The organism is Streptomyces sp. Tek67B01, assembly GCF_055231995.1.
Genome location: NZ_JBUYUY010000001.1, coordinates 3280991 through 3306615, shown reverse-complemented (window position 1 = coordinate 3306615; position 25625 = coordinate 3280991). Strand labels below are relative to the sequence as shown.

The 25625-nt window shown below is 73.0% G+C and carries 19 protein-coding genes; 12 read left to right on the top strand and 7 right to left on the bottom strand.

Annotation, left to right across the window (positions count from 1 at the left end; genetic code table 11):
* Nucleotides 1-41: 41 nt before the first annotated feature.
* Both ACV7NM_RS14770 and ACV7NM_RS14765 read right to left on the bottom strand, forming a co-directional pair.
* Nucleotides 42-1373 carry an MFS transporter gene (locus ACV7NM_RS14770; protein WP_463410720.1) on the bottom strand — a complete coding sequence of 444 codons (1332 nt, stop codon included), beginning with the start codon at nucleotides 1371-1373 and terminating at the stop codon, nucleotides 42-44.
* Between the two features lie 27 nt (nucleotides 1374-1400).
* Nucleotides 1401-1838 carry a MarR family winged helix-turn-helix transcriptional regulator gene (locus ACV7NM_RS14765; RefSeq protein WP_463410719.1) on the bottom strand — a complete coding sequence of 146 codons (438 nt, stop codon included), beginning with the start codon at nucleotides 1836-1838 and terminating at the stop codon, nucleotides 1401-1403.
* 157 nt (nucleotides 1839-1995) lie between these two features.
* On the opposite strand from ACV7NM_RS14765, the gene ACV7NM_RS14760 reads away from it, so the two are divergent.
* A complete protein-coding gene (locus tag ACV7NM_RS14760) occupies nucleotides 1996-2178 on the top strand; it encodes a ribbon-helix-helix protein, CopG family (RefSeq protein WP_463410718.1) in 183 nt (60 codons plus the stop codon).
* 9 nt (nucleotides 2179-2187) lie between these two features.
* On the opposite strand, the gene ACV7NM_RS14755 is transcribed toward ACV7NM_RS14760, so the two are convergent.
* Nucleotides 2188-3615 (bottom strand): NCS2 family permease, encoded by a 1428-nt coding sequence (locus tag ACV7NM_RS14755; protein ID WP_463410717.1) that lies wholly within the window; start codon nucleotides 3613-3615, stop codon nucleotides 2188-2190.
* A 183-nt stretch (nucleotides 3616-3798) separates the two neighbouring features.
* On the opposite strand from ACV7NM_RS14755, the gene ACV7NM_RS14750 reads away from it, so the two are divergent.
* Entirely contained in the window at nucleotides 3799-4083 is a 285-nt protein-coding gene (locus ACV7NM_RS14750) for a DUF2530 domain-containing protein (protein WP_463410716.1), read from the top strand.
* A 132-nt stretch (nucleotides 4084-4215) separates the two neighbouring features.
* Nucleotides 4216-6693: an HAD-IC family P-type ATPase gene (locus tag ACV7NM_RS14745; protein ID WP_463410715.1), complete on the top strand. Its 2478-nt coding sequence runs from the start codon at nucleotides 4216-4218 to the stop codon at nucleotides 6691-6693.
* Nucleotides 6694-6777: 84 nt separating this feature from the next.
* Here ACV7NM_RS14745 and ACV7NM_RS14740 read toward each other — a convergent pair whose 3' ends face one another.
* On the bottom strand, nucleotides 6778-7161 hold the full coding sequence (locus ACV7NM_RS14740) for a hypothetical protein (protein ID WP_463410714.1): 384 nt from the start codon (nucleotides 7159-7161) through the stop codon (nucleotides 6778-6780).
* A 284-nt stretch (nucleotides 7162-7445) separates the two neighbouring features.
* Between ACV7NM_RS14740 and ACV7NM_RS14735 the strand changes: the two genes are divergently transcribed.
* Complete coding sequence (locus ACV7NM_RS14735; protein ID WP_463410713.1) at nucleotides 7446-8714, top strand: helix-turn-helix domain-containing protein; 1269 nt, start codon at nucleotides 7446-7448, stop codon at nucleotides 8712-8714.
* Between the two features lie 50 nt (nucleotides 8715-8764).
* On the opposite strand, the gene ACV7NM_RS14730 is transcribed toward ACV7NM_RS14735, so the two are convergent.
* Together ACV7NM_RS14730 and serC are read right to left on the bottom strand one after the other, a co-directional pair.
* Complete coding sequence (locus ACV7NM_RS14730) at nucleotides 8765-11893, bottom strand: sacsin N-terminal ATP-binding-like domain-containing protein (protein ID WP_463410712.1); 3129 nt, start codon at nucleotides 11891-11893, stop codon at nucleotides 8765-8767.
* A gap of 229 nt (nucleotides 11894-12122) precedes the next feature.
* A complete protein-coding gene (serC, locus tag ACV7NM_RS14725; RefSeq protein ID WP_463410711.1) occupies nucleotides 12123-13244 on the bottom strand; it encodes a phosphoserine transaminase in 1122 nt (373 codons plus the stop codon).
* A 230-nt stretch (nucleotides 13245-13474) separates the two neighbouring features.
* Here serC and ACV7NM_RS14720 point away from each other — a divergent pair, with 230 nt between their 5' ends.
* Nucleotides 13475-14473, top strand: coding sequence for an EamA family transporter (locus ACV7NM_RS14720; RefSeq protein ID WP_463410710.1), 999 nt, complete (start codon nucleotides 13475-13477; stop codon nucleotides 14471-14473).
* A 13-nt stretch (nucleotides 14474-14486) separates the two neighbouring features.
* Here ACV7NM_RS14720 and ACV7NM_RS14715 read toward each other — a convergent pair whose 3' ends face one another.
* Nucleotides 14487-16109 carry an alpha/beta fold hydrolase gene (locus ACV7NM_RS14715; protein ID WP_463410709.1) on the bottom strand — a complete coding sequence of 541 codons (1623 nt, stop codon included), beginning with the start codon at nucleotides 16107-16109 and terminating at the stop codon, nucleotides 14487-14489.
* Nucleotides 16110-16462: 353 nt separating this feature from the next.
* On the opposite strand from ACV7NM_RS14715, the gene ACV7NM_RS14710 reads away from it, so the two are divergent.
* The 7 genes from ACV7NM_RS14710 (at nucleotide 16463) to ACV7NM_RS14680 (ending at nucleotide 25601) form a co-directional block, all read left to right on the top strand.
* Nucleotides 16463-17278: a TIGR03084 family metal-binding protein gene (locus ACV7NM_RS14710; protein ID WP_463410708.1), complete on the top strand. Its 816-nt coding sequence runs from the start codon at nucleotides 16463-16465 to the stop codon at nucleotides 17276-17278.
* Nucleotides 17275-19092, top strand: coding sequence for an acyclic terpene utilization AtuA family protein (locus tag ACV7NM_RS14705; protein WP_463410707.1), 1818 nt, complete (start codon nucleotides 17275-17277; stop codon nucleotides 19090-19092). Before ACV7NM_RS14710 ends, ACV7NM_RS14705 begins: the two co-directional genes overlap by 4 nt.
* Entirely contained in the window at nucleotides 19089-20687 is a 1599-nt protein-coding gene (locus ACV7NM_RS14700) for an acyl-CoA carboxylase subunit beta (RefSeq protein ID WP_463410706.1), read from the top strand. The genes ACV7NM_RS14705 and ACV7NM_RS14700 overlap by 4 nt, the downstream gene beginning before the upstream one ends.
* Before the next feature lie 8 nt (nucleotides 20688-20695).
* Nucleotides 20696-22660: an acetyl/propionyl/methylcrotonyl-CoA carboxylase subunit alpha gene (locus ACV7NM_RS14695; RefSeq protein ID WP_463410705.1), complete on the top strand. Its 1965-nt coding sequence runs from the start codon at nucleotides 20696-20698 to the stop codon at nucleotides 22658-22660.
* A complete protein-coding gene (locus ACV7NM_RS14690; protein WP_463410704.1) occupies nucleotides 22657-23850 on the top strand; it encodes an acyl-CoA dehydrogenase family protein in 1194 nt (397 codons plus the stop codon). Before ACV7NM_RS14695 ends, ACV7NM_RS14690 begins: the two co-directional genes overlap by 4 nt.
* A 417-nt stretch (nucleotides 23851-24267) precedes the next feature.
* Complete coding sequence (locus ACV7NM_RS14685) at nucleotides 24268-25005, top strand: enoyl-CoA hydratase family protein (RefSeq protein ID WP_463410703.1); 738 nt, start codon at nucleotides 24268-24270, stop codon at nucleotides 25003-25005.
* On the top strand, nucleotides 24993-25601 hold the full coding sequence (locus ACV7NM_RS14680; protein ID WP_463410702.1) for a TetR/AcrR family transcriptional regulator: 609 nt from the start codon (nucleotides 24993-24995) through the stop codon (nucleotides 25599-25601). Before ACV7NM_RS14685 ends, ACV7NM_RS14680 begins: the two co-directional genes overlap by 13 nt.
* Nucleotides 25602-25625: the final 24 nt, after the last annotated feature.

The window sequence follows — 25625 nt, the reverse complement described above, 5'->3', positions numbered from 1 at the left end:
ACGCCGGCGGGGGCGAAGGGGCGCCCGCCGGCGGGGGTGTGTCAGGCCGCCTTGACCAGCTCGCGGTGGGCGGGGACGAAGGTGACCCCGCGGCGGGAGAGGCGGACGCTGAGGTTGCCCACGCGGGAGAGGACCAGCGCGATCGCCAGGGCGGCGGCCAAGGAGACCGCGCCGCCCGCGGCCATGCCGATCCGCGCTCCGTACGTGTCGGTGATCCAGCCCACCAGCGGGGCCCCGAGCGGGGTGCCACCGGTGAAGACCATCATGAACAGCGCCATCACCCGGCCCCGCATCTCGGGGTCGGTCGCCATCTGCACGCTCGAATTCGCGGTGACGTTGACCGTCAGGCCGAACATCCCGATCGGGATGAGGAGCACCGCGAACAGCCAGAAGCCGGGGGCGAAGGCCGTCACGACCAGCAGCCCGCCGAACAGCACCGCCGCCGTGACCAGCACCCGCAGCCGGGAGTGGCCGCGCCTCGCCGCCAGCAGGGCGCCCGCCAGGGAACCCGCGGCGATCAGGGTGTTGAAGAGGCCGTACGTTCCGGCGTCCCCGTGGAACACGTCGTCCACGAACGCCGACAACCAGATCGGGAAGTTGAACCCGAAGGTCCCGATGAAGCCGACCAGCACGATCGGCCAGACCAGCTCGGGGCGCCCGGCGACGTACCGCAGGCCCTCCCGCAGCTGTCCCTTCCCGCGCGGCTGCCGCTCCACCGGGTGGAGTTCACGCGTCCGCATCATCAGCAGCGCGGCGATCGGCGCGGCGAAGGACAGTCCGTTCAGCAGGAAGGCCCAGCCGGAGCCGACGGCGGTGATCAGCACACCGGCGATCGCCGGGCCGACCAGCCGCGCGGACTGGAAGTTGGCGGAGTTCAGGCTGACCGCGTTCGCGAGCTGGTCCTTGCCGACCATCTCCGGGACGAACGTCTGGCGCGCCGGGTTGTCCAGAACCGTGACCAGGCCGAGCAGGAACGCGGCGAGGTAGACGTGCCAGACCTGGACGTGACCGGCCAGGGTGAGCGCGGCGAGGGCTACGCCCGTCAGGCCCATGGCGCCCTGGGTGGCCAGCAGCAGCCGCCGCTTGGGCAGCCGGTCGGCGAGTACGCCTCCGTAGAGGCCGAACATCAGCATCGGCAGGAACTGCAGGGCGATGGTGATGCCCACCGCGGAGGCCGAGCCGGTGAGGGACAGGACCAGCCAGTCCTGGGCGATGCGCTGCATCCAGGTGCCGGTGTTGGAGACGACCTGTCCCGTGGCGAAGAGCCGGTAGTTACGGATCTTCAGCGAGCTGAACATGGAGTTCCGGCTCGCGGGTCGCGTAGTGGTGGATGTGTGGCCGGGTGCGGAGTCTGCTCCGGTTCCCGTACTCAAAAGCGTTCGCCTCCTGGCGTCGGACGGTTAGAAGTGCGCGAGCTTCTCCAGGACGGGCGCCGCGGCACGCAGCTTGGCCCATTCGTCCTCGGTGAGCTCGGCCGCGAGCCCGGCCAGGAAGGCATTGCGCTTGCGACGGCTCTCTTCGAGCATCGCCTCGGCTTCCTCCGTCTGGCTGACCACCTTCTGGCGGCGGTCGTCCGGGTGCGGCTCCAGCCGTACCAGTCCCTTGGCCTCCAGCAGCGCGACGATGCGGGTCATCGAGGGCGGCTGAACGTGCTCGCGCCGCGCCAGCTCACCCGGGGTGGCCTGACCGCAGCGGGCGAGGGTGCCCAGCACCGACATCTCGGTGGGGCTCAGCGACTCGTCGACGCGCTGGTGCTTGAGCCGGCGGCCCAGCCGCATGACGGCGGAGCGGAGGTCGTTCACGGCGGCGGCGTCGGCGCCGTGGGAAAGGTCGTGCATGTTCCTTAGAATAACTCATTACTCTCTCTAAGGAACACCGGTTTCCGGGCGTCACACGTCACACCGTCGGACAGCGGGCGGGTTTCGTCACTCGTCCGGGTGAGTCGCTTGCGAAAAGCGACGCGCGTCCCGGGGTCGTGCCCCGACCCTTTGCGGCATGGGGACTCATGTGCTGAGCATGCGCATAGACGGGGAGCTGCTCGACCGCCTCCGGACTCATGCCGCCAAACGCGGAATGAGCGTCCAGGACTATGTCGTCCGGACGCTCATTCGCGATGACTTCGACGAGCGCTTCAAGGCGGCCGTCGACGAGACGGAGAAGTTCTACGGGGTCACCTGACCCCGGGGCCTACGTCAGGCCGAGGGCCGGCATCGCGTAGTAGAAGAGGAACACGGCCGCGACCACCCACATGGCCACCGGGACGCCTCGGGCGCGGCCGGTCGTCAGGCGCAGGGTGCAGAAGCTGATGAAGCCGATGCCGATGCCGTTGGTGATCGAGTAGGTGAAGGGCATCATCACCATCGCCAGGAAGGCGGGGACGGCGATGGTGAAGTCGCTCCAGTCGATGTCCCTGACCGAGCCGGCCAGGATCAGGAAGCCCACCGCCACCAGGGCGGGCGTCGCCGCCTGGGAGGGGACCATCGTCGCCAGCGGGGTGAGGAAGAGCGCGATGGTGAACAGGGCGCCGGTCACCACGTTGGCCAGGCCCGTGCGTGCTCCCTCGCCGACGCCGGCCGTGGACTCCACGAAGCAGGTGGTGGCCGAGGAGGAGGTGGCTCCGCCCGAGGCGACGGCCAGGCCGTCGACGAGCAGGACCCGGTTGATCCCGGGGAAGGTGCCGTCCGGCTTCGTCAGCTTGGCCTCGTCGCCGACGCCGAGGATGGTGCCCATCGCGTCGAAGAAGCAGGACAGCAGCACGGTGAAGACGAACAGGACGCCGGTGAGGAAGCCGACCTTGCCGAAGCCGCCGAACGGGCTGACCTGGCCGACGAGCCCGAAGTCGGGTGCGGCCACCGGGTTGCCCGGCCACTGCGGCACGGTCAGGCCCCAGGCCGAGGCCGGCAGGTCGGTGATCAGCTGGACGACGACCGCGAGCACGGTCATGGCCACGATGGAGATCAGGATGGCGCCGGGCGTCTTGCGGATCATCAGGGTCAGCGTGAGCAGCACGCCGAGCGCGAAGATCAGCACGGGCCAGCCGTGCAGGTGGCCGCCGGCGCCGAGCTGGAGGGGCACCGTGGTGTGGGCGACGTCGGGGATGCGGGAGACGAAGCCCGAGTCGACGAGGCCGATCAGCATGATGAACAGGCCGATGCCGATCGAGATGCCCTTGCGCAGACCCAGGGGGACGGCGTTCATGACCCGCTCGCGCAGGCCGGTGGCGACCAGCAGCATCACCACGAAGCCCGCGAGGACGACCATGCCCATGGCGTCGGGCCAGCTCATCCGGGGCGCGAGCTGGAGGGCGACGACGGTGTTGACGCCGAGCCCGGCCGCGAGCGCGATCGGGACGTTGCCGATGACGCCCATGAGGAGGGTGGAGAACGCGGCCGTCAGGACGGTGGCGGTGACCAGCTGGCCGCCGTTGAGCTGGTGGCCGTACATGTCCTTCGCGCTGCCGAGGATGATCGGGTTCAGCACGATGATGTAGGCCATCGCGAAGAAGGTCGCGAAGCCGCCCCGGACCTCGCGGGCTACGGTCGAACCGCGCTCGGAGATCTTGAAATAGCGGTCCGTGGCGTTGGTGGGGGCCGCGGCGGGTGCCGAGGTGCTCATGCGGTCCTCAAGGGGTCATTTGGTTATTCATACGAATAAAACCGGTCGCAGGCAAACCGTTTCAGTATGAACACATGAGGGAACGGCCGTCCATCTCCGCGCGTAGACAACGCCCAGCCGCCCCGAAGCCCTCCGGCACGGCCTCTCCGCGGCCGTCCCCACCTGCCCGCCTAGACTGGCCGCATGGCGAAATGGACCGCACAGCACGAGGCCCCCGAGCCCCTGGAGGGCCCCGTCGTCGCGACCGTCGTCGGCGGCACGATCATCTGGTTCGTCCTCTTCCTCGTTCAGCTCCCCTTCTACGGGTGGTTCGCGGACCGGGGCATGTTGTGGTGGGTCTGGACCCCGGCGGCAGGCGCGGCACTCGGCCTGTTCGGCATCTGGTACGCCCGAGGCCGCGAGGCCGCGATCAAGCGGCACAAGGAGCAGCAGGCCGCGGAGGCCGCCGAGCTCCGGCACGAGGGCTGACGGCGGCTCCGGAGGCGGCCTGACGGCACTCTGCCCGCTCGGGATACCAGGGGACGATTCGGGTCGTCCCGAAGTCGGATCTTCCGGCCGCTCAAGGGGTGGAGCGTTCGAACGCCCTTTACCGTCGAAAGCATGACGCAGCGGGCGAAGACCGAAACCGACGGACCGGAGCCGGACGGCGGCGATGGCGCGGCCGCCCTCGAAACGGCCATCGACGCGGGGGCCGAACTGGACCCGGTCCACCCGATGCGTCCACCCGCGCCCCGGTTCAAGCCGGGCGGTCTGAGCACGGCGGAGGTCGCCGAACGCGTGGCCCGCGGCGACGTCAACGACGTGCCCGTACGCTCCTCGCGCTCCACCTCCGAGATCGTCCGCGCGAACGTCCTCACCCGCTTCAACGCCATCATCGGCGTCCTGTGGCTGATCATGCTGTTCGTCGCGCCGATCCAGGACGGTCTCTTCGGCTTCGTGATCATCGCGAACACCGGCATCGGCATCATCCAGGAACTGCGCGCCAAGAAGACCCTCGACGGCCTCGCGGTCATCGGCGGGGCCAAACCCAGCGTCCGCCGCGACGGCAGGACCGCCGAGATCTCCACCTCCGAGATCGTCCTCGGCGACGTCGTCGAACTCGGGCCCGGCGACAAGGTCGTCGTCGACGGGGCCCTGGGCGAGGCCGAAGGCCTGGAGATCGACGAGTCCCTGTTGACCGGCGAGGCCGACCCGGTGCTCAAGAAGCCCGGCGACCCGGTCATGTCCGGCTCCTTCGTGGTCGCCGGCGGCGGCGCGTTCACCGCCACCAAGGTCGGCCGCGCGGCCTACGCCGCCCAGCTCGCCGAAGAGGCCTCCCGCTTCACGCTCGTCCACTCCGAACTGCGCACCGGCATCTCCACCATCCTCAAGTACGTCACCTGGATGATGATCCCGACCTCGATCGGCCTCGTCGTCAGCCAACTCGTCGTCAAGAACTCCGACCTCAAGGACTCCATCGCCCGGACCGTCGGCGGCATCGTCCCGATGATCCCCGAAGGGCTCGTCCTGCTGACGTCGGTCGCCTTCGCCATAGGTGTCGTCCGGCTCGGCCGCCAACAGTGCCTCGTCCAGGAACTGCCCGCCATCGAAGGCCTCGCCCGCGTCGACGTCGTCTGCCTCGACAAGACCGGCACCCTCACCGAGGGCGGCATGGACGTCACCGAACTGCGCCCGCTCGGCGGCGAGGACGGGACGTACGTCGAGAAGGTGCTCGGCGCGCTGGGGGAGTCCGACCCGCGCCCCAACGCCAGCCTCCAGGCCGTCATCGACGCCTACCCCGACAACGCGGAGTGGCGCTGCACCGAATCGCTGCCGTTCTCCTCCGCCCGCAAGTACAGCGGCGCCAGCTTCAGCGAGGGCGACGGCGAGAACAACACCTGGCTGCTGGGCGCCCCCGACGTGCTGTTGCCCAAGGGGGACCCGGCCCTGGAGGAGATCGAGGCGCTCAACGAGCAAGGACTACGGGTCCTCCTCCTGGCCCGCTCCGCCCGCGAACTGGACGACCCCGCCGTGGCCGACGGGGTCATGCCCACCGCTCTGGTCGTCCTGGAGCAGCGGCTGCGCCCCGACGCCGCCGACACGTTGCGTTACTTCGAGGACCAGGACGTCAAGGCCAAGGTCATCTCCGGGGACAACGCCGTCTCCGTCGGCGCGGTGGCCGGGAAGCTCGGCCTGCCCGGCGCCCAGAACACGGTCGACGCGCGCGAGCTGCCGGACGCGAAGGCGGACATGGCCGAGGTGCTGGACGGCAACGCGGTCTTCGGCCGGGTCACCCCGCAGCAGAAGCGGGACATGGTCGCCGCGCTACAGTCCAGGGGCCACACGGTCGCCATGACGGGCGACGGCGTCAACGACGTCCTCGCCCTCAAGGACGCCGACATCGGGGTGAGCATGGGCTCCGGCTCGGAGGCCACCCGCGCCGTCGCGCAGATCGTGCTGCTGAACAACAGCTTCGCCACCCTGCCCTCGGTGGTCGCCGAGGGCCGCCGGGTCATCGGCAACATCACCCGCGTGGCCACGCTCTTCCTCGTGAAGACCGTCTACTCGGTGCTGTTGGCGATCCTCGTGGTCTGCGCCCAGGTGGAGTACCCGTTCCTGCCGCGCCACCTGACGCTGCTGTCGACGCTCACGATCGGCGTCCCCGCGTTCTTCCTGGCGCTCGCCCCCAACAAGGAGCGGGCGCAGCCGCACTTCGTGAAACGGGTGATGCGGTACGCGATCCCGGGCGGGGTGATCGCCGCGGTCGCCACCTTCGTGACGTACCTGCTCGCCCGGCACCACTACACCGGCGTGGGCAGCCTGGAGGCCGAGACCAGCGCCGCGACGCTGACCCTGTTCCTGACCTCGATGTGGGTGCTGGCGATCATCGCCCGCCCGTACACGTGGTGGCGGATCACCCTGGTCGGGGCGATGGGCGCGGCGTTCCTCCTGGTCCTGGTCGTGCCGTGGCTCCAGGACTTCTTCCAGCTGCGGCTGGAGGGCACGGCCCTGCCGTGGACGGCGGTCGCCGTCGCGGCCGTCGCCTCCGCGCTGATCGAGTTCGCCTTCCGTTGGGTCGGCCGGAGGTTCCCGGCCTAGGCGTATCGGCCGGAGGTTCCCGGCCTAGGCGTATTGCCCAGTGAGGCCGGGAACCGGCGGGAGCCGGCGGGCGAGGGAGCCGGCTCAGCCGAAGTTGCACTCGTTCAGGCCGGTGCGCCATGCGTTGGAGTCGTCCGCGTAGGGCGCGTACACCCAGCCGGCGCTGTTGCCGTACCAGCCGCTCGCGTGCCACTCGTTGTCGACGTAGTACCAGACGTTGCCCTGGTTGGCGATGTTCTCGCCACGCTTCCAGCACAGGACGTCGATGTAGTCCCCGTTGAAGAGGTCCGAGGTGACCTTGCCCGCCGCCGAGGTGTGGTTGCCGTAGACGCCCACCCCGTGCGAGGTGGACAGGCGGGTCCACCCGCTGGTGGCGGAGGCGGTGGTGATCCCCGTGGCCAGCGCGCCTACGGTCAGGGCCGCGACCGCGCCGGCCATGGCGCCGCGGCGCCCGAGCGTGAACTTCATGGGTTCTCCTGTCGGAATTCGGCTGCCGGGCCCGTCCACCGGGTCCGGCGATGGGGCCAACCATCAGCAGCGGCGCCGGTGTCCGACAAGGCCGTTCGACGTGCTGGGACAAGCCCGGACGGCCCCGGACGGCCCCGGACGGGACGGTCCGCGGGCCGCGGCGGAGTTGGCCGGTCGAGCCGTTACGGGGCGGCCCGGGACCCTCGTAGGCTCCGGCCACCCGGCCGCCGTGGGACACCTTCGGACGGGCCGGTCCAGGGGGACGGAACGGGGGAGTCATGGCGATGCCGGAACGGGAAGGGCCGTGGAGGCCGGAGTCGGTCGCGGAGTTCGTCGGGGCGTTGAGGTCGCTCAAGGCGGTGGAGGGGCTGTCATTGCGCGAGTTGCAGCGGCGCACCGGCCTGCCCCGGACGACCATCGCGCACGCCCTGCGCAAGGAGCGGCCGACGCTGCCGCCGTGGGACCGGGTCCTGGCCCTGCTGCGGGCCTTGGGGGTGGACGAGAGCGCGCTGCCCGGGTGGAAGCGGGCGTGGACCGGGCTCCGGTTGGCGGCGGACGCCGGTACGCGGGCCGGGGGTGACGCGGAGGGGTCCGACACAACGCCCACGCAGGCCGACGGGACCCCGGCGGACGCCGACGGAGCCCCGGTGGACGGCTCCCCGGGCGGCGGGTCCGTGGAAGGGGCGGCGGCACCCGTACGAGGGCTTCGGCGCGGCCCCTCCCGACAGCGGGTGCTCACGCATGCCGCGAGCCTGCTCCTCGGCGTCTGCGTCGGCGTCGGCGCCGTGGAGGGCTTGGCCGGCGTGGACCCCGCCGGGGGTCCGGCCGGCGTCAAGGTGGGTTTCCCGGTGGAGGAGCAGCCCTGCCCGCCGCCCACCGCCAATCCGGCGCCCTCCTTGGCAGGGGCCGCCGCCACGGGCCCGCGGACCGGGAACGAGTCGGCCGCCTGGGTGGCGCGGGCCGCCGCGGACCAGCAGATCCTCGGCGGTACCGACGTGGTGCTGCCGGTCACCAACGCGGTCACCGAGGGGGACGCGCTCGTCGTCACGATGATGCTGACCGCCACCTGCCCCGGCCCGGTCACTGTGACCGACACCCAGGGCAACGCCTTCCGGATCGTGGCCGACGAGACAGACACCCGCCTGCACCGGACGCTGGTCCTCGCCGCCTTCCACGTCCGTCCGCTCACCACGGCGGACTCGATCCGGGTGAAGTATCCGCACGCGAGCAAGTACCACGTGGCGGTGGACGAGTTCAGCGGGATCAGCCGGGCCGTCGGGTACGCGCAGGCGCACGGCGAATCCGGCCAGAGCGCGTTCAGTACCTCGTCGACCCGGCTGGACTGCGCCGCCGGGGACCTCGTCGTGGGCACGGTCGGCTCCAACAGCGGCACCGCCCCGGCCTTCACCGCCGAGTGGACCGCGCTGCCCGCCCTCAGACTGTCGTCCTACCGGCTGTCCACGGCGTACCGGATCGTTCCGGCGGCCCAGATGTGCGCCGCCACGGGGACCACCACGTCCCAGTGGGGAGCGGCCGCGGTGGTCTTCCGCTGAGGGGCGCCCTCCAACGGTGTTCTTCCGCCGAGGGGGCGCCCTGCGGGCCTTTAGTCGAACCAGCGGTCGCGGGCCAGTTCGGCCGTGCGCGAGGGGTCCTCCAGCAGGGCCGCGACCTCGAAACGGCGCGGCCACTGGCCCGCCGACCAGGCGAGACCGGCCGCGACGCCCTCCAGGGTGGCGGCGTGGAGGGTGCCGTCCGGGGTGCGGCGCCAGTCCAGTTCGACGCCCCCCGCAACGAGTTCCTCGTGCTCGACGAACGTCCGCGGCGTCGCGGGGCCCAGCAGTACGCGTACCGCCTCCGGGACCTCGTGCTCCTCGCCCGGTGTGGTGACCTCCGCCGGGACGGTGTCCGACAGACGACGGACCTGGAGCAGCTCCGCGAGCTCGGCGGCCAGGGCGGGGGCGACCGGCAGCAGGGGCAGGCCCGCCGTCAGGGGCAGCAGGTCGGGGGCGTCGGCGATCACCGCGTCGGCCGCGTCCACGACCCGGACCTCCCCGTCCACCACCGCCCGCAGGTCGTCCGGGAGGGTGACCTGCTCGGGGTCCAGCTCGGCCAGCGCCCCGTAGAGGGCGTGGAGCTGCCGGTCAGAGACCTCGCGGTCGGCGTCGGCGAGACGGCCCAGGAGTTCGGCCGCGCCGCCGGGTTCGTCGAGCAGGGCGTGCACGGTGGTCCGTACGCCCAGGGCCCGCAGCACCTGCTCGTCCTCGAAGCCGGTGGCGTCGGCGGGCGTGTACAGGCCGGACAGCAGCGGGTCGCCGCCCGCCGCGCGCAGACCGGCCGGGCGGCGGCCGTCGAGCACGGGGTGGTCGCGCAGCCACCAGGCGGTGTACGGGCGCACGGAGCGGGTGGTGCCGTCGGGGAGCAGGACCCGTACGGGCTGGGTCAGCGCGTCCCGCAGCGGGGGCTGGGCGAGCATGGCCAGGGCCTGGGGCCAGCGGTCGTCGTCGACGAGGTCCAGGTCCCGTACGCCGATCAGTTCGGTGGCCACCGGCGGCAGGGGGGTGTCCGGGAGCTGGTCTAGGAGGTCCTCGCACCACACGTCGACGGCGTCCAGCAGGCCCGCGTCGTCCGGTTCGGCGAAGTCGCCGTCGCGCGGCTCCAATTCGTCGGGGTCGAGGACCACGTCGGTGGCGCGGACGAGTTGGAAGGTGCCCAGTACGCCGACGGCGGCGAGGGTCTCGGCGTCCCACCGTTCGGCGAGCCCCGCGTCGACGTACGGGATCTCGTCCTCGCGGATCACCGAGGCCAGCGGGGACCCGGGCAGCAGCAGCTCGCCCGCCGGGGTCGGTTCGCCGTCCTCGTCGGGGAGGGCGAGGGCGCCCAGCCACGGCTCGTCACCGGGCTCCAAACCGGCGTCCCGGACCAGGGTCAGGACCATCTCGGCCAGTTCGTCGGGGTCCGGCGCGTCCTCGTCCCAGATCTCACCCGCGTCCAGTGAGGCCGCCACCGCCGCCCGGACCTGCGGGGTCGTCAGGACCGCGCGCGGGGTCGCGGGCAGGGCGCCGAGCTTCTCCAGCAGCGGATGGGCGGCGTCGGGGTGCGCCACCTTGAGGCCGAGGCGGGCCAGCCCCGCGGGGGTGTCGGTGCCGGGGAGCAGGATGTGGCGCGGCCCGATCGCGGTCCTGCCGTCGGCGAGCGGCACGGGCAGGCCGGAGAGCCGGTCCGGGTCGACCCCGGCGAGGCTGTCGTAGAGCCGGTGCCACCACTCGGGGGTGCGCTCGATGCCCGCGATCCGCTCGATTGCCTCACCCAGCGGAAGCCGGCCGACACCCAGGTGACGCAGCTCGGGTCGGCGCTCCAGCCCGGCGGGGAGCAGGGTCGGCAGTACCTCCGCCAGGACCCGTACGGTGTCGACGCCCGCGCCCTCGACCACCTCCGCCTCGAAGGGTCGCAGCGCCTTCAGCTCCTCGGAGGGCGCGGCGGGCGCGAGGAACGCCGTCCGGGGCAGCCGCCGCAGGACGGCGCCGCGCAGGGCCCCGTCGAGCTCGCTCTTGCCGAGCGGGCCCGGTACGAGGTCGACGAGGTCGGCGCTCACCGGCTCCCAGGCGCCCAGGAGTTCGGCGTAGGCGTCCGCGGCGCGCTCCACGAGGAAGTCGGTCAGCGGTCCGGGCGCGGGATGACGGCGGCTGGTGTCCAGCGGCAGCGAGGCGATGAGCAGGGCGGGGATGCCCAGCGGCTCGTCGGTCGGGGTCGGTGCGTGGATGACGGGCGCGGTGCTCGGGTAGAGGGGCGCGCCCTCGATGTCGGCCGGCACCGCCCAGGTGACCGTCCAGAAGGGGCGCAGCCGCTCCTCAACGGGCCGGTCGGCGAGGAGGGCGGGCTCGATGGGGCCGCTGTGGCGGACGGTCCGCCAGCGGTGCGTGCCGGAGGCGGAGTCCTCGATGACGGTGTACGGGCCCTCGGCGCGCCGGTACAGCACCCGGTGCCCGGCGGCCGGGGTCTCCACGACGACCTCGCGCAGCCCGGGCAGCGTCAGGAGCAGCGCGTCGTCGATGCCGGCCAGCAGCCGCTCCACCAGCTCTTCGGCGGCGGCGTCGCGCAACGGGAGGACCACGACGGTGTCGTAGCCCTGGGGCGCGGTGCCCTCGGCGGGCAACGGCAGGCGCAGCAGCGGGACGTGGCCGTCGCGGCGGCGCAGCTCGTCCCCGAGGCCGGGGCTGCCGCCCGCTGCCTCGCGGGCCAGTTCGCGGGCTTCGGCCAGGGACCAGCGGACCCCGCCGTGGCGGCCGAGTACGGCGGGCTCGTCGGTGACGGCGAGGACCGCCGCGAAGCCGACGCCGAAGCGGCCCACGGTCTCGGCGGAACCGCCGGAACCGGCCGGCTCCCGCTTCGCGGAGGCCCGTAGCGTCGACAGCGATTCGACGCCCGCCGCGTCCAGCGGGGCACCGGTGTTGGCGACGGCGAGCACCGCGTGACCGTGTTCGCCGTCACCGGGGTGCAGGGTGAGCCGCAGTCGTCCCGGGACCCCGGCGCGGGCGGCCGCGTCGGCGGCGTTCTGGGCCAGTTCGACCACCAGGCGGTCGCGGTAGCCGCCCAGCGCCAGGTCCTCCTCGGCGTTGGCGTCCTCGCGGAACCGGGCCGGGCCCGCGCCCCACGCGTCGAGCACCCCACGCCGCAACCGGGCCGTACCGAAGGGGTCCACGCCGCCCTGGGCCGCCGTCACTCGCACGCTCACGCCGCTGCCTCCAAGTATCAGTGGACCGCACCCGGGGCGCTCGGCCCCGGACCCCTGAAGGTATCGCGTACGGGTGGCCTCCCGGCCGGTGAGGTGCGCGAACACCACCCGAGACACCACCCGGAACACATCTGCGAGCCCCGCCGGGAGGCCTGCCGGGGACTTCGGGGGCAACGACGGAGCCCCCGGCGCCGGGCGGCACCGGGGGCCCTTCGTACGGGCTTTCCCGCTACAGCTTCTCGATCACGTAGTCGACGCAGGCGGTGAGCGCCTGCACGTCCGCGGGGTCGATCGCCGGGAACATCGCGACGCGCAACTGGTTGCGGCCGAGCTTGCGGTAGGGCTCGGTGTCCACGATGCCGTTGGCGCGCAGGACCTTGGCGACGGCGGCGGCGTCGATGTCGTCGGAGAAGTCGATCGTGCCGATGACGGACGAGCGCTTGGCGGGGTCCGCGACGAACGGGGTCGCGTACTTGGACGCCTCCGCCCAGCCGTACAGGTGGCGGGCGCTGGTGGCGGTACGGCCGGTGGTGAACTCCAGGCCGCCCTGGCCGTTCATCCACTCCAGCTGCTGGTCCAGCAGGAAGAGGGTGGCGAGCGCCGGGGTGTTGTACGTCTGGTTCTTCAGCGAGTTGTCGATCGCCGTGGGCAGCGAGAAGAACTCGGGGATGTGCCGGCTGCCGGACGCGTGGACGCGGGCCGCGCGCTCCAGGGCCGCCGGGGAGAACGCCGCCAGCCACAGGCCGCCGTCGGAGGCGAAGGACTTCTGCGGGGCGAAGTAGTAGACGTCGGTCTCGGTGATGTCCACCGGCAGACCGCCGGCGCCCGAGGTGGCGTCCACCAGGACGAGGGAGCCGGCGTCGGCGCCCGCGACGCGCTTGATCGGCGCCGCGACACCCGTCGAGGTCTCGTTGTGGGTGTACGCGTACACGTCCACGCCCGCCTCGGCGACCGGCTCGGGGTGGGTGCCCGGCTCGGAGGAGATCACGGAGGGCGCGTCCAGCCACGGCGCGAGCTTCGCGGCGGTGGCGAACTTGGAGGAGAACTCACCGAAGGTGAGGTGCTGCGACTTCTTCTCGATGAGACCGGCCGTCGCGATGTCCCAGAAGGCGGTGGAGCCGCCGTTGCCCAGGATCACCTCGTAGCCCTCGGGCAGGGAGAAGAGGTCCCGGAGTCCCTGGCGCACCGAGCCGACCAGGTTCTTGACCGGGGCCTGGCGGTGTGATGTTCCGAGCAGGGAGGTACCGGTGGCGGCCAGGGCGTCGAGCGCCTCGGTCCGCACCTTGGAGGGGCCCGCGCCGAAGCGTCCGTCGGCGGGCTTGATGTCAGCGGGAATCTGGATCTCAGCCACGAGCGGAGCGTATCGGGTCCCGGTCGTCGTTTCGGGAGCGCGTCCACCCGGTGAGACGAACGGCGGCGCCGCGGGTGGGCGCCACCGGCTGATGCCGGGGGCCGGGGGCCGCGCGGCCCGCCACCGCGCGGAGGATCTTGAGGAGGGTCTTTAGCGGGGGTTACGGGGGTGTGCGCAATGTAAGGCAGAACACGGCATCGCACCCGTTACGTACCCCTTAGCCTGGTGCAATGACCCCGTCCTCCTCGGCTCCCGACACCGTGCCCGCCTCGCTCGACACCGCCTCGCTCGACGGCGCGTCCCCCGACGCCACGTCCCGCGCCGCGGCGCCGTCCGCCACCGGCGGCCGGGCGGCGCGGTTCGGTCCGGTCGCGCTGGTGGTCTCGGCGGGAATCTCGGTGCAGTTCGGCGCCGCCCTCGCCGTCATGGTGATGCCCCGGACGGGCGCCGCGGGCGTGGTCACCCTGCGGCTCGCGGCGGCGGCACTGGTGCTGCTGCTGGTGTGCCGGCCCAAGGTGCGCGGCCACGCGCGGGCCGACTGGAGCACCGTGTTCTGGTTCGGCGTGACCATGGCCGGCATGAACGGCCTCTTCTACCAGGCCATCGACCGCATCCCGCTCGGCCCCGCCGTCACCCTGGAGGTGCTCGGCCCGCTCGCCCTGTCCGTGATCGTGTCGCGGCGTCTGGTGAACCTGTTGTGGGCGGCCCTGGCCCTGGCCGGGGTGGCCCTGCTCGCCGGCCACGGCGAGGGCGGCTTCGGGGGGCTCGACCCGCTGGGCGCCGCTTTCGCGGTCGGAGCGGGCGCGATGTGGGCGGCGTACATCGTCTTCAGCGCGCGGACGGGCCGCCGTTTCCCGCAGGCGGACGGCCTGGCCCTGGCGATGGCCGTGGCCGCGGTCATCTCCCTGCCGCTCGGGGTGGTCGAGGCCGGCTCCGACCTCGTCGTCCCGAGCACCCTGGCGCTGGGCCTGGGCGTGGCCGTCCTGTCCTCCGTCCTGCCGTACACACTGGAACTGCTGGCCCTGCGCCGGTTGCCCGCCCCGACCTTCGCGATCCTGATGAGCCTGGAGCCGGCCATCGCGGCGAGCGCCGGCTTCCTGGTCCTGCACCAGGGCATGTCCCTCGTGGACGCCCTCGCGATCGCACTGGTCATCGCGGCGAGCATGGGCGCCGTGCGGTCCCAGGTCGGCGCCCCGCCCGGCGCCCCGCCCGGCGGCTTGGCCTCGTAGGCCGGGGGAGTCCTCAACCCAGCGGCAGGTCCAGGTACGAGGGCGTCCGCTCCGGTGAGGTGAAGGAGAGCGTGGCGCGCGGCAGGTTGGGGTCCGCGTAGAACGGGTCGCGGGCGTCGATCACCAGCAGGACGCGGTGGCCGCGCGGGACGTCGTACGCCGTCGCCTGGAGGTCGATGTCCGCGCTGATCAGGCTGTCCGGCGCCGAGTCGAGGTCGCTGAACGGGGCGTGCGTGATGATGTGCGCCGTCCCGTCGGGCGCCGTGTCCAGGAGGTACGCGACGAAACCGGAGCCCGGGTTCGCGGCCCGGTACGTCACCCGCAGCCGGGGCGTGCCGCGCAGGCGCAGGCCCGCCTCCTCGGGCGCCGTGGCCCAGACGGCGGCCACGGTGCGGTCGATGTCGCCGGTCGGGTAGGCCTTCGGCAGACCGGACATCTCCGCGTACCCGGAGCGGACGATCTCGTCGGCGACGGTCGCCGGGGTGTCCATCCCGCACACGACGGTCGCGGCCCAGCCCACCTCGGGCTTCTCGGCCAGTTCCCCGTCCCCCGTCAGGTGTACCCGGCGGACACGCCCGGTGAGGGCGTGCCAGGTGGGGCTCGCTTCGAGGGCCTTGCCCCACATCACCTCGGCGACCACCTGACCCTCGGCGGCGATGCCGTTGTCGATGCCCTTGAGATGGTGGTCGAACCAGCGGTGCGCGTCGGTCCAGATCCGGTTCGGCAGGCCGAGCGTGCCCGACATCTCGGGGCCCGAGTGGTCGCCGATGGAGAGGTCGAGGCGCTTGGGGCCGGTGAGTTCGTTGAACATCCTCACGGTCTGGTTGCCCGGGAAGAGCGTCTCGTGCCAGGCCTGGGCGAACAGCACCGGAACCTGGCGGCGGTTGAGTTCCTTGACGTGGGTGAACGGGGAGCGGGGCTCGGCCCAGCGCAGGGTGCCCTCGATGTCGCGGTTGGCCAGGACGTTCTCGAAGACGCCCTCCGTCTGCGGGCTGAGCCGGGCCCGCGCCGCGGCGCCCAGCAGTGCCTGTACGGCGGCGACGTGGCGGGTGGAGTTCTCCAGGAACGCCTCGCCCAGATCGCCCCAGGTGCTCATCGCGACGACGGCGTCCACTCGGGAGTCGTGCGCGGCGACGAGCTGGCCGATGCCGGAGCCGTACGAGTCCCCGAGGAAGCCGATCCTCGTGACGGGCCCCGCGGTGCGCTCGATGAGGTGGTCCAAGGCCCGGCTGCCGTCGGCGACATCGAGCGGGCCGGCCACCTCGACCTGTCCCTCGGAGGCGCCGAACCCGCGCGCGGTGTAGGCGAGTACGTCGTACCCGCGAGCGGCGAACAGGCCGGCCTGCACGGCGTACGCGAGCCAGCCGATGTCCGTCCACGGCGAGGGCATCACGATCACCGGGCGGGGTTGCGGTCCGGTGTGCCGCCACAGGGCGGCGTCGAGCAGCGCGCCGCCGGCTCCGGTGACCTTGCCGCGGCTGAACACGACGAGCGCCCGCACCTCGGTCACATCGGCGGCGCGGGCCGGGGACAGCCCCGTGACATCGCCGGTTTCCAGGGCGGTGACGAAGGCGGCCAGGGCGGTGGCGTCGAGCTCGGGGTAGAGGGAGAAGGCGGCTGGGTTCGCGTACGTCACGTCGGTTCGTCCTCTTCGTCGAGTGCCTCACGTGCCATGACAGGAACGGATGTCCGCGCTCCGCGCTGCGCGCGCATGCGCCGCGGGGCGCCGGCGGGGCATTCAGTATCGGCGCGACATCGCAGACCTTCCGCGAGTTTCCGGCGTACGGCCGAAATCGCCCCCGTGCCGACGCGCGGCGCCGGGCCGCCGTTGCCCATGCCGGACCCGTGGTCGCCTCAATTCGCCTGTGCTGAAGCGCAGTTGTGCCCATGGCGGGAACGCGACAGCCTCCGCTAAAATCATGCAAGCATGCTTGATTGTTTTGCGGACGGCTGCCAGGCTTCCCCCCACGCCGAGAAGGGGAGCGCACCGTGCCCGATCCGTCCGCTGTCGCCGTCTTCGCCGATCTCCATGCGGAGGGGGACGAACTGGACTCGCTGGTGGGCGGGTTGCAGAAGGACGCGTGGGCGGGGCCCACGCCCGCCGCCGGGTGGACCGTCGCCCATCAGATCGCCCACCTGCACTGGACCGACCGAGCCTCGCTGCTCGCCCTCACCGACCCCGAGGGCTTCGCGGTCATGGCCGAGGAGGCGACGAAGTCCCCCGACACCTTCGTGGACGAGGGCGCCGACGAGGGTGCGCTGCTGGCACCAGCCGAGCTGCTGGCGCGGTGGCGAGGCGGGCGGGCCGCGCTCGACGAGGCCCTCGCCGCCGCCGACCCGGGAGCGCGTTTTCCCTGGTACGGGCCGCCGATGAAGGCCGCGTCGATGGCGAGCGCCCGGCTGATGGAGACCTGGGCGCACGGGCAGGACATCGCCGACGCGCTGGGCGTACGGCGCCCCCCGACGGCCCGGCTGCGGCACGTCGCACGGATCGGGGTGCGGGCCCGGGACTACGCGTACGCGGTACGGGGCCTGCCGGCGCCGGGCGAGCAGTTCCGGGTGGAACTGCTCGCCCCGGACGGCGCCGAAAACTGGGCGTTCGGCCCCGCAGACGCCGGTCAGCGGGTCACGGGGCCGGCGCTGGACTTCTGCCTGCTGGTGACCCGGCGCGCCCACCGCGCCGACCTGGCCCTGACCGCGACCGGCCCCGACGCCGACCGCTGGCTGGACATCGCCCAGGCCTTCGCTGGCCCGCCGGGCCCCGGCCGCGAACCCTCGGCGTCCGACACGGAGGGCTCCCGATGACCGGACGCCGGCCCCTGCGGATAGGCAACGCCTCCGGCTTCTACGGGGACCGCCTCGACGCGGTGCGCGAAATGCTGACGGACGGCCCGCTGGACGTCCTGACCGGCGACTACCTCGCCGAGCTGACCATGCTGATCCTCGGCCGCGACCGCTTGAAGAACCCGGACCTCGGCTACGCGAAGACCTTCCTGCGCCAACTGGAGGAGAACCTGGGCCTCGCACACGAGCGGGGCGTACGGATCGTCACCAACGCGGGCGGCCTCAACCCGGCCGGACTGGCCGGCGCGATCCGCGAGCTGGCCGCGAAGACGGGCGTCCCCGTGTCCGTGGCGCACGTCGAGGGCGACGACCTGACGCCGTACGCGTCCCGGCACGGTGACGCCTTGACGGCCAACGCCTACCTGGGCGGCGCGGGCATCGCGGCTTGCCTGCGGGCGGGCGCGGACGTGGTCGTCACCGGCAGGGTCACGGACGCGGCACTGGTCAGCGGGCCGGCCGCCTGGTGGTTCGACTGGGCACCCTCGGACCACGACCGGCTCGCGGGGGCGGTGGTGGCCGGGCACGTCCTGGAATGCGGGACCCAGGCCACCGGCGGCAACTATGCCTTCTTCACCCGGCACGACGTGGGCCGGCCCGGGTTCCCGCTCGCGGAGGTCTTCGAAGACGGCTCGTCGGTGATCACGAAGCACCCGGGGACGGGCGGGGCCGTCACGCCCGGCACGGTAACCGCGCAGCTCCTCTACGAGACCCATGGCGTCCGGTACCCCGGCCCGGACGTGACGGCCCGCCTGGACACCGTCCGGCTGGAGCCGGCCGGCCCGGACCGGGTGAGGATCTCCGGGGTCCTCGGGGAACCGCCGCCGGACACCCTCAAGGTGGGGGTGACCCGGATCGGGGGCTGGCGCAACGAGGTGGTGTTCGTACTGACCGGCCTCGACATCGAGGAGAAGGCCGCGCTGGTCCGGGCACAACTGGCCGACGCGCTGCGGGAGCCGGCCGTAGTGGAGTGGACCCTGTCCCGCACGGACCACGAGGACGCGCCGACGCAGGAGACGGCGAGCGCGCTGCTGCGCCTGGTGGTGCGGGACGCCTCCCCGGACCGGGTGGGGCGGTCGCTGACCTCGGCGGCGATCGAGCTGGCGCTGGCCAGTTACCCGGGCTTCCACGTCACGGCCCCGCCGGGCCCGGCCCAGCCGTACGGGGTCTTCACGGCGGACTTCGTACCGGCGACGGAGGTCCCCCACACGGCGGTCCTCCCGGACGGAACCCGCATGCGCGTCCCGGCCGCGCCCACGCCGGCCGGGTCCACCCGATCCGCGCCCACGCCGGCGTCCGCCGCGACGGTGACGCCGCCGGAGCCCGCCGCGCCCGCCTCCGCCGCGTCCCCGCCTGCCGCGCCCGCGCCTGCCGCGCCCGCCGTGACCGGGGCGCCGGAGCCGCAGGCGTGGGACGGGCCCACCACCAGGGCGGCGCTCGGGCGGGTGGCCGGCGCGCGGAGCGGCGACAAGGGCGGGGACGCCAACATCGGGGTCTGGGTCGAGAGCGACGACGCCTGGGCGTGGCTGCGGCACACATTGACCACGGAGGCGCTCCGGCTGCTGCTGCCCGAGACCGCGGCCCTGCCCGTCACCCGGCACGTCCTGCCGCACCTGCGCGCCCTGAACTTCACCATCACCGGCATCCTCGGCGCCGGCGTCGCCGCCGCCCACCGCTTCGACCCCCAGGCCAAGGCGCTCGGCGAATGGCTGCGCGCCCGCCACCTCGACATCCCGGACCACCTGCTGTCGTCCGCCCCGGAGGGGACCGGCCCATGACCCGTCTGACCACGACCGTCGACCCGAAAGCCCCCGAGCACACCGCGGCGCGCGCCGCCGCCCTGGACCGCCTCGCCGAACTGGACGCGGCGCACGAGGGCGCCCTGCGCGGCGGCGGCGAGAAGTACACCGCCCGCCACCTCGGCCGCGGCAAGCTCTTGGCCCGCCAACGCGTCGAGCTCCTCCTGGACCCCGACACGCCGTTCCTCGAACTGTCCCCGCTCGCGGCCTGGGGCAGTGACTACCCCGTCGGCGCCTCGATGGTCACAGGCATCGGCACCGTCGAAGGCGTCGAGTGTCTGATCACCGCCAACGACCCCACCGTCCGCGGCGGCGCCAGCAACCCCTGGACCCTCAAGAAGGCCCTGCGGGCCAATGAGATCGCCCGGCAGAACCGCCTGCCCTGCGTCAGCCTCGTCGAATCCGGCGGCGCCGACCTGCCTTCCCAGAAAGAGATCTTCATCCCGGGCGGCGCCGTCTTCCGCGACATCACCCGGCTGTCCGCCGACGGCGTCCCCACGGTCGCCGTCGTCTTCGGCAACTCCACCGCCGGAGGCGCGTACATCCCCGGCATGTCCGACCACACCGTCATGATCAAGGACCGTTCGAAGGTGTTCCTCGGCGGTCCGCCCCTGGTCAAGATGGCCACCGGGGAGGAGAGCGACGACGAGTCCCTCGGTGGTGCCGACATGCACGCCCGCACCTCCGGCCTCGCCGACCACTACGCCCTCGACGAGCACGACGCCATCCGCCAGGCCCGCCGGATCGTCGCACGGCTCAACCACCGCAAGCCCCATCAGGACCCGCCGCCCGCCCGGGACCCGCTGTACGACCCCGAGGAACTCCTCGGCATCGTCCCCGAGGACCTGAAGACCCCCTTCGACCCCCGAGAGGTCATCGCCCGGATCGTCGACGCCTCCGACTTCGACGAGTTCAAGCCCCTCTACGGCACGAGCCTGGTCACCGGCTGGGCCACCCTCCACGGCCATCCGGTCGGCATCCTCGCAAACGCGCAAGGGGTCCTGTTCAGCGCCGAGTCGCAGAAGGCCGCCCAGTTCATCCAGCTCGCCAACCAGCGTGACATCCCGCTGCTGTTCCTCCACAACACCACCGGCTACATGGTCGGCAAGGAGTACGAACAGGGCGGCATCGTCAAACACGGCTCGATGATGATCAACGCGGTCTCCAACTCCCGGGTCCCGCACCTGTCCGTCCTCATCGGGGCCAGCTACGGCGCCGGCCACTACGGCATGTGCGGCCGGGCCTACGAGCCGCGGTTCCTCTTCGCCTGGCCCAGCGCCAAGTCCGCCGTCATGGGACCCGCACAACTGGCCGGGGTCCTCTCGATCGTGGCCCGCCAGTCCGCCGCCGCCAAGGGGCAGCCGTACGACGAGGAGGCCGACGCCGGGATGCGCGCCTTCGTGGAGGCGCAGATCGAGTCCGAGTCCCTGCCCATGTTCCTGTCGGGACGGCTGTACGACGACGGGGTCATCGACCCGCGCGACACCCGTACCGTCCTCGGCCTGTGCCTGTCGGCCGTCCACAACGCCCCCGTCGAGGGCGCCCGTGGCGGCTTCGGCGTCTTTCGGATGTGAGCCCGCAGATGACACCGCCCCTGACGTCAGTCCTCGTCGCCAACCGTGGCGAGATCGCCGTACGGATCTTCCGCAGCGCCCGCTCCCTGGGCCTCGCCACCGTCGCCGTCCACTCCGATGCCGACACCGACGCCCTGCACGTACGCCGCGCCGACGCGGCCGTACGGCTGCCCGGCACCGCCCCCGCCGACACCTACCTGCGCGCCGACCTGATCGTCGGGGCGGCCCTCGCGGCCGGCGCCGACGCCGTCCACCCGGGCTACGGGTTCCTCTCCGAGAACGCCGACTTCGCCCGCGCCGTCCGCGACGCCGGGCTGACCTGGATCGGCCCGCCCCCCGAGGCCATCGAGGCCATGGCCTCCAAGACCCGCGCCAAGGAACTCATGCGCACGGCCGGGGTGCCGCTCCTGGACCCCGTCGACCCGGCCGACGTCACCGCGGCCGATCTGCCCCTGCTGCTCAAGGCCGCGGCGGGCGGCGGCGGTCGCGGGATGCGGGTCGTACGGGACCTCGACCGCCTCAAGGAGGAACTGGAGGCCGCCCGCGCCGAGGCCCGCTCCGCCTTCGGTGACGACGAGGTCTTCGCCGAGCCCTACATCGAGCGGGGCCGCCACGTGGAGGTGCAGGTCCTGGCCGACGCCCACGGCACCGTCTGGGCGCTCGGCACCCGTGACTGCTCGCTCCAGCGGCGCCACCAGAAGGTCATCGAGGAGGCCCCCGCGCCCGGCCTGCCGGAATCGTTGCGCGAGCGCCTCCACCAGGCCGCCGTGGCCGCCGCCCGAGCCGTCTCCTACGAGGGCGCCGGCACCGTCGAGTTCCTCGTGGCCGCCGACGGGCGCCCGTACTTCCTGGAGATGAACACCCGCCTCCAGGTGGAACACCCCGTCACTGAAGCCGTCTTCAGCCTCGACCTCGTCGCCCTCCAACTGCGCGTCGCCGAGGGTACGGCCCTGCCGCCGGTGCCCCCCGAGCCCACCGGTCACGCCGTCGAGGCCCGTCTGTACGCGGAGGACCCCGCCCGGGACTGGCGGCCGCAGACCGGAGTGCTCCACACCTTCGCCGTGCCGGGCGCGGTGCGCGTGGACACCGGGTTCGAGGACGGGGACGCCGTCGGAGCGCACTACGACCCGATGCTGGCCAAGGTCGTCGCCCACGCCCCGACCCGGGCGGAGGCCGTCCGTACCCTCGCCCACGCTCTCGCCGGAGCACGTATCCACGGTCTGACCACCAACCGGGACCTCCTCGTACGGTCCCTGCGACACCCCGACTTCGCCGCCGGACGGCTCGACACCGGGTTCTACGACCGCCACCTCGCCGGGCTCACCGAGCCCGCGCCGGGCGCGGAACGGGCTGCCTGCCTGGCCGCGCTCGCCGCCGCCCTCTCCGATGCCGCGCCCGCCCCCGACGCCCCGCTCGCCGCCCGCCTCGGCGGCTGGCGCAACCTGCGCTCGCAGCCGCAGGTACGCCGCTACGCCGTGGGCGGCGCCGAGTACGAGGTCGGCTACCACCCGACGCGTGGCGGGTTTCCGGTCCCCGTCGACCAGCCGGGTGTTCGCGTCCTGGCCGTGGAGCCGGGACTCGTCGCCCTCGAAGTGGAGGGCGTCCGGCGGGTGTTCCACGTGAAACATAAATCGAACAAGGGGGGCGTCGGTCCTGCGGAGGTCTACGTGGACGGCCCCCTGGGTGCCCACACCCTGAACCGGCTGCCCCGGTTCGCGGACCCCGAGGACCGCACCGCACCCGGCTCCTTGCTCGCCCCGATGCCCGGCACCGTCGTCCGCGTCGCCCAGGGCCTCGCCCCAGGCTGCGCCGTCACCGCCGGCCAGCCCCTGCTCTGGTTGGAGGCCATGAAGATGGAACACCGCATCGTCGCGCCCGCCTCCGGCACGCTCACCGCCCTCCACGCCGCAACCGGCCACCAGGTCGAATTCGGCGCCCTGCTCGCCGTAGTCCAGGAGGAAACGCCCGCATGAGCAACTCCGTTGTGGAAACCGAAGAGCACCAGGCCCTGCGCGCCGCCGTGGCCGCCCTCGGGCAGCGGTACGGCCGCGAGTACCTCGCCCGAACCGCCCGCGAGGGCCGTCACCCCGACGAGCTGTGGGCCGACGCCGCCAAGCTCGGCTACCTCGGGGTCAACCTCCCGGAGGAGTACGGCGGCGGGGGCGGCGGCATCACCGAACTCTCCATCGTCCTCGAAGAGCTCGGCGCCGCCGGTTGCCCGCTGCTGATGATGGTCGTCTCGCCGGCCATCTGCGGCACCGTCATCGCCCGCTTCGGCACCGAGTCCCAGAAGCGGGCCTGGCTCCCCGGCCTCGCCGACGGCACCCGCACGATGGCCTTCGGCATCACCGAACCCGACGCCGGCTCCAACTCCCACCGCATCACCACCACCGCCCGCCGGGACGGCGACGCATGGGTGTTGACCGGCCGCAAGGTCTTCATCTCGGGCGTGGACATCGCGGACGCCACCCTGATCGTCGGTCGTACCGAAGACGCCAGGACCGGCCGGCTCAAGCCCTGCCTGTTCATCGTGCCCCGCGAGACACCGGGCTTCTCCCGCTCCGTCATCGAGATGGAACTCCAGGCGGCGGAGAAGCAGTTCGAACTGGTCCTGGACGAGGTCCGACTGCCCGCCGAGGCCCTGGTCGGTGGGGGTCCCTCCCAAGCCGGAGGCGTAGGGGGAGAGGACGCGGGCCTGCTCCAGCTGTTCGCCGGACTCAACCCCGAGCGGATCATGACGGCCGCCTTCGCGATCGGCATGGGCCGGTACGCCCTCGCCAAGGCCGTGGACTACGCCAAGACCCGCCAGGTGTGGAAGGAACCCATCGGCGCCCACCAGGCCATCGCCCACCCCCTCGCCCAGTCCCACATCGAACTGGAACTGGCCCGGTTGATGATGCGCAAGGCCGCCCTCCTCTACGACGCGGGCGACGACATGGGCGCGGGCGAGGCGGCCAACATGGCCAAGTACGCCGCCGCCGAAGCCTGCGTCAGGGCGGTGGACCAGTCCGTCCACACCCTGGGCGGCAACGGCCTCACCCGCGAGTACGGCCTGGCCTCCCTGATCACCGCGTCCCGCGTGGCCCGGATCGCCCCCGTCAGCCGGGAGATGATCCTCAACTTCGTCTCGCACCAAACCCTGGGCCTGCCCAAGTCCTACTGACGGCCGGGCGGGGCCGGGGCCCAGCCGGGCCGCGGGCGGGGGCGTCGGCCGGTCGTACGGACCTGATCGGTGACCGATCGGCGAGCCCGCGGACCGGCCCCGCCCGGCCGCAACCGGCGGCCGAGCGGCCCCGTACGCCCCCCGGCCCGACCTCAGGCGGCCCCGGCACCCCCGGCCCAATTCGGGCGCCCGCGGCCAACCCCCGGCCCCTCGGGCCCGACCTCCCGGAGGCGGTCCCGATACCCCCGGCCCAACGCCGCCCCACCCGACCTCCCGGCCCGGCACCTCGGCAACCCCCGCGGCCCCCCCCCGGCCCGTCCCCCGTCTGCCCGGGGGTGACTTGGCAAGCAGCCGCCGGGTCCGCATACCCTCCCCCGGGGGAGGACCCCCGACCGGCCCACCCCCTCCGGAGGAGACATGGCCCCACTCGTGCACGCCGACCAGGCGACCGGCATCGCCACGCTCACGCTCGACTCCCCGGCCAACCGCAACGCGCTCTCCGCGGACCTCGTCGGCGAGCTGCGCGCGGCCCTCGCCGACGCGGGCGCGGACCCGTCGGTCCGCGCCGTCGTCCTCACCCACACCGGCACCACCTTCTGCTCCGGGGCCGACCTCAAGTCCCCCTGTGGCCCCGCCGACTTCCTGGCCCTGCTCCGGGAGGTCGCGGAACTACCCAAGCCCGTCGTGGGTCGTGTCACCGGACACGTCCGGGCGGGCGGCCTCGGGCTGCTCGGCGCCTGCGACATCGCCGCTGCCGGACCCCAGTCCACATACGCCTTCACCGAAACCCACCTGGGGGTCGTACCGGCCGTCATCTCCGCGCCGCTGCTGCCGCGCCTGGACCCGCGCGCAGCCTCCCGGTACTTCCTGACCGCCGAGACCTTCGACGCCGCCGAAGCCGCCCGCATCGGCCTGCTCACCCTGCACGGCACGGACGTCGACGAGGTGCTCGCCCCCGTCCTCGCGGGCCTGCGCAAGGCCGGTCCCGAGGCCCTCGCCGCGACCAAGCGGCTGCTCACCGCACCGGTCAGGGCCGCACTCGCCGAGCACGGCGCCGCCCTGACCGCGCTGTCGGCCCGCCACTTCGCCTCCGTCGAAGCCCGCGAGGGCATCACCGCCCGCTTCGAACGCAGGGACCCGTCATGGGCACGGTGACCGGCCCCGGACCGACGGCCGGACCCAAGCAGGCCCGCAGCCGCGTCACCCGCCGCCACCTCCTGGAGGCGGCCGTCTCCTGTCTCGCCGAACACGGCTGGGCGGGCTCCACCGTCGCCGTCGTCGCCGAACGGGCCGGGGTCTCGCGCGGCGCCGCCCAGCACCACTTCCCGACCCGCGAGAAGCTGTTCACGGCCGCCGTGGAGCACGTCGCCGAGGAACGCTCCACCGCCCTGCGCGAGCTGTTCCACGCCGGCCCCGCCCCCCGCGCGGCCGTCGTCGAGGCCCTGGTCGACCTGTACGCCGGCACCCTCTTCCGGGCCGCCCTCCAACTGTGGGTCGCCGCCTCCAACGAGGAGCAGCTGCGCCCGCACGTGGCCGGGCTCGAAGCCCGCGTCGGCCGCGAGACGCACCGCATCGCCGTGGAACTGCTCGGCGCGGACGAGTCGGTGCCGGGCGTACGGGAGACCGTGCAGGGCCTCTTGGACATGGCCCGCGGCCTCGGTCTGGCCAACGTCCTGTCCGACGACACGGCCCGCCGGGCCCGGGTCGTCGGCCAGTGGGCCCGCGTCTTGGACGCGACGCTCGGCCCCTGAACCGCCGCCGGACACGCGACGGGC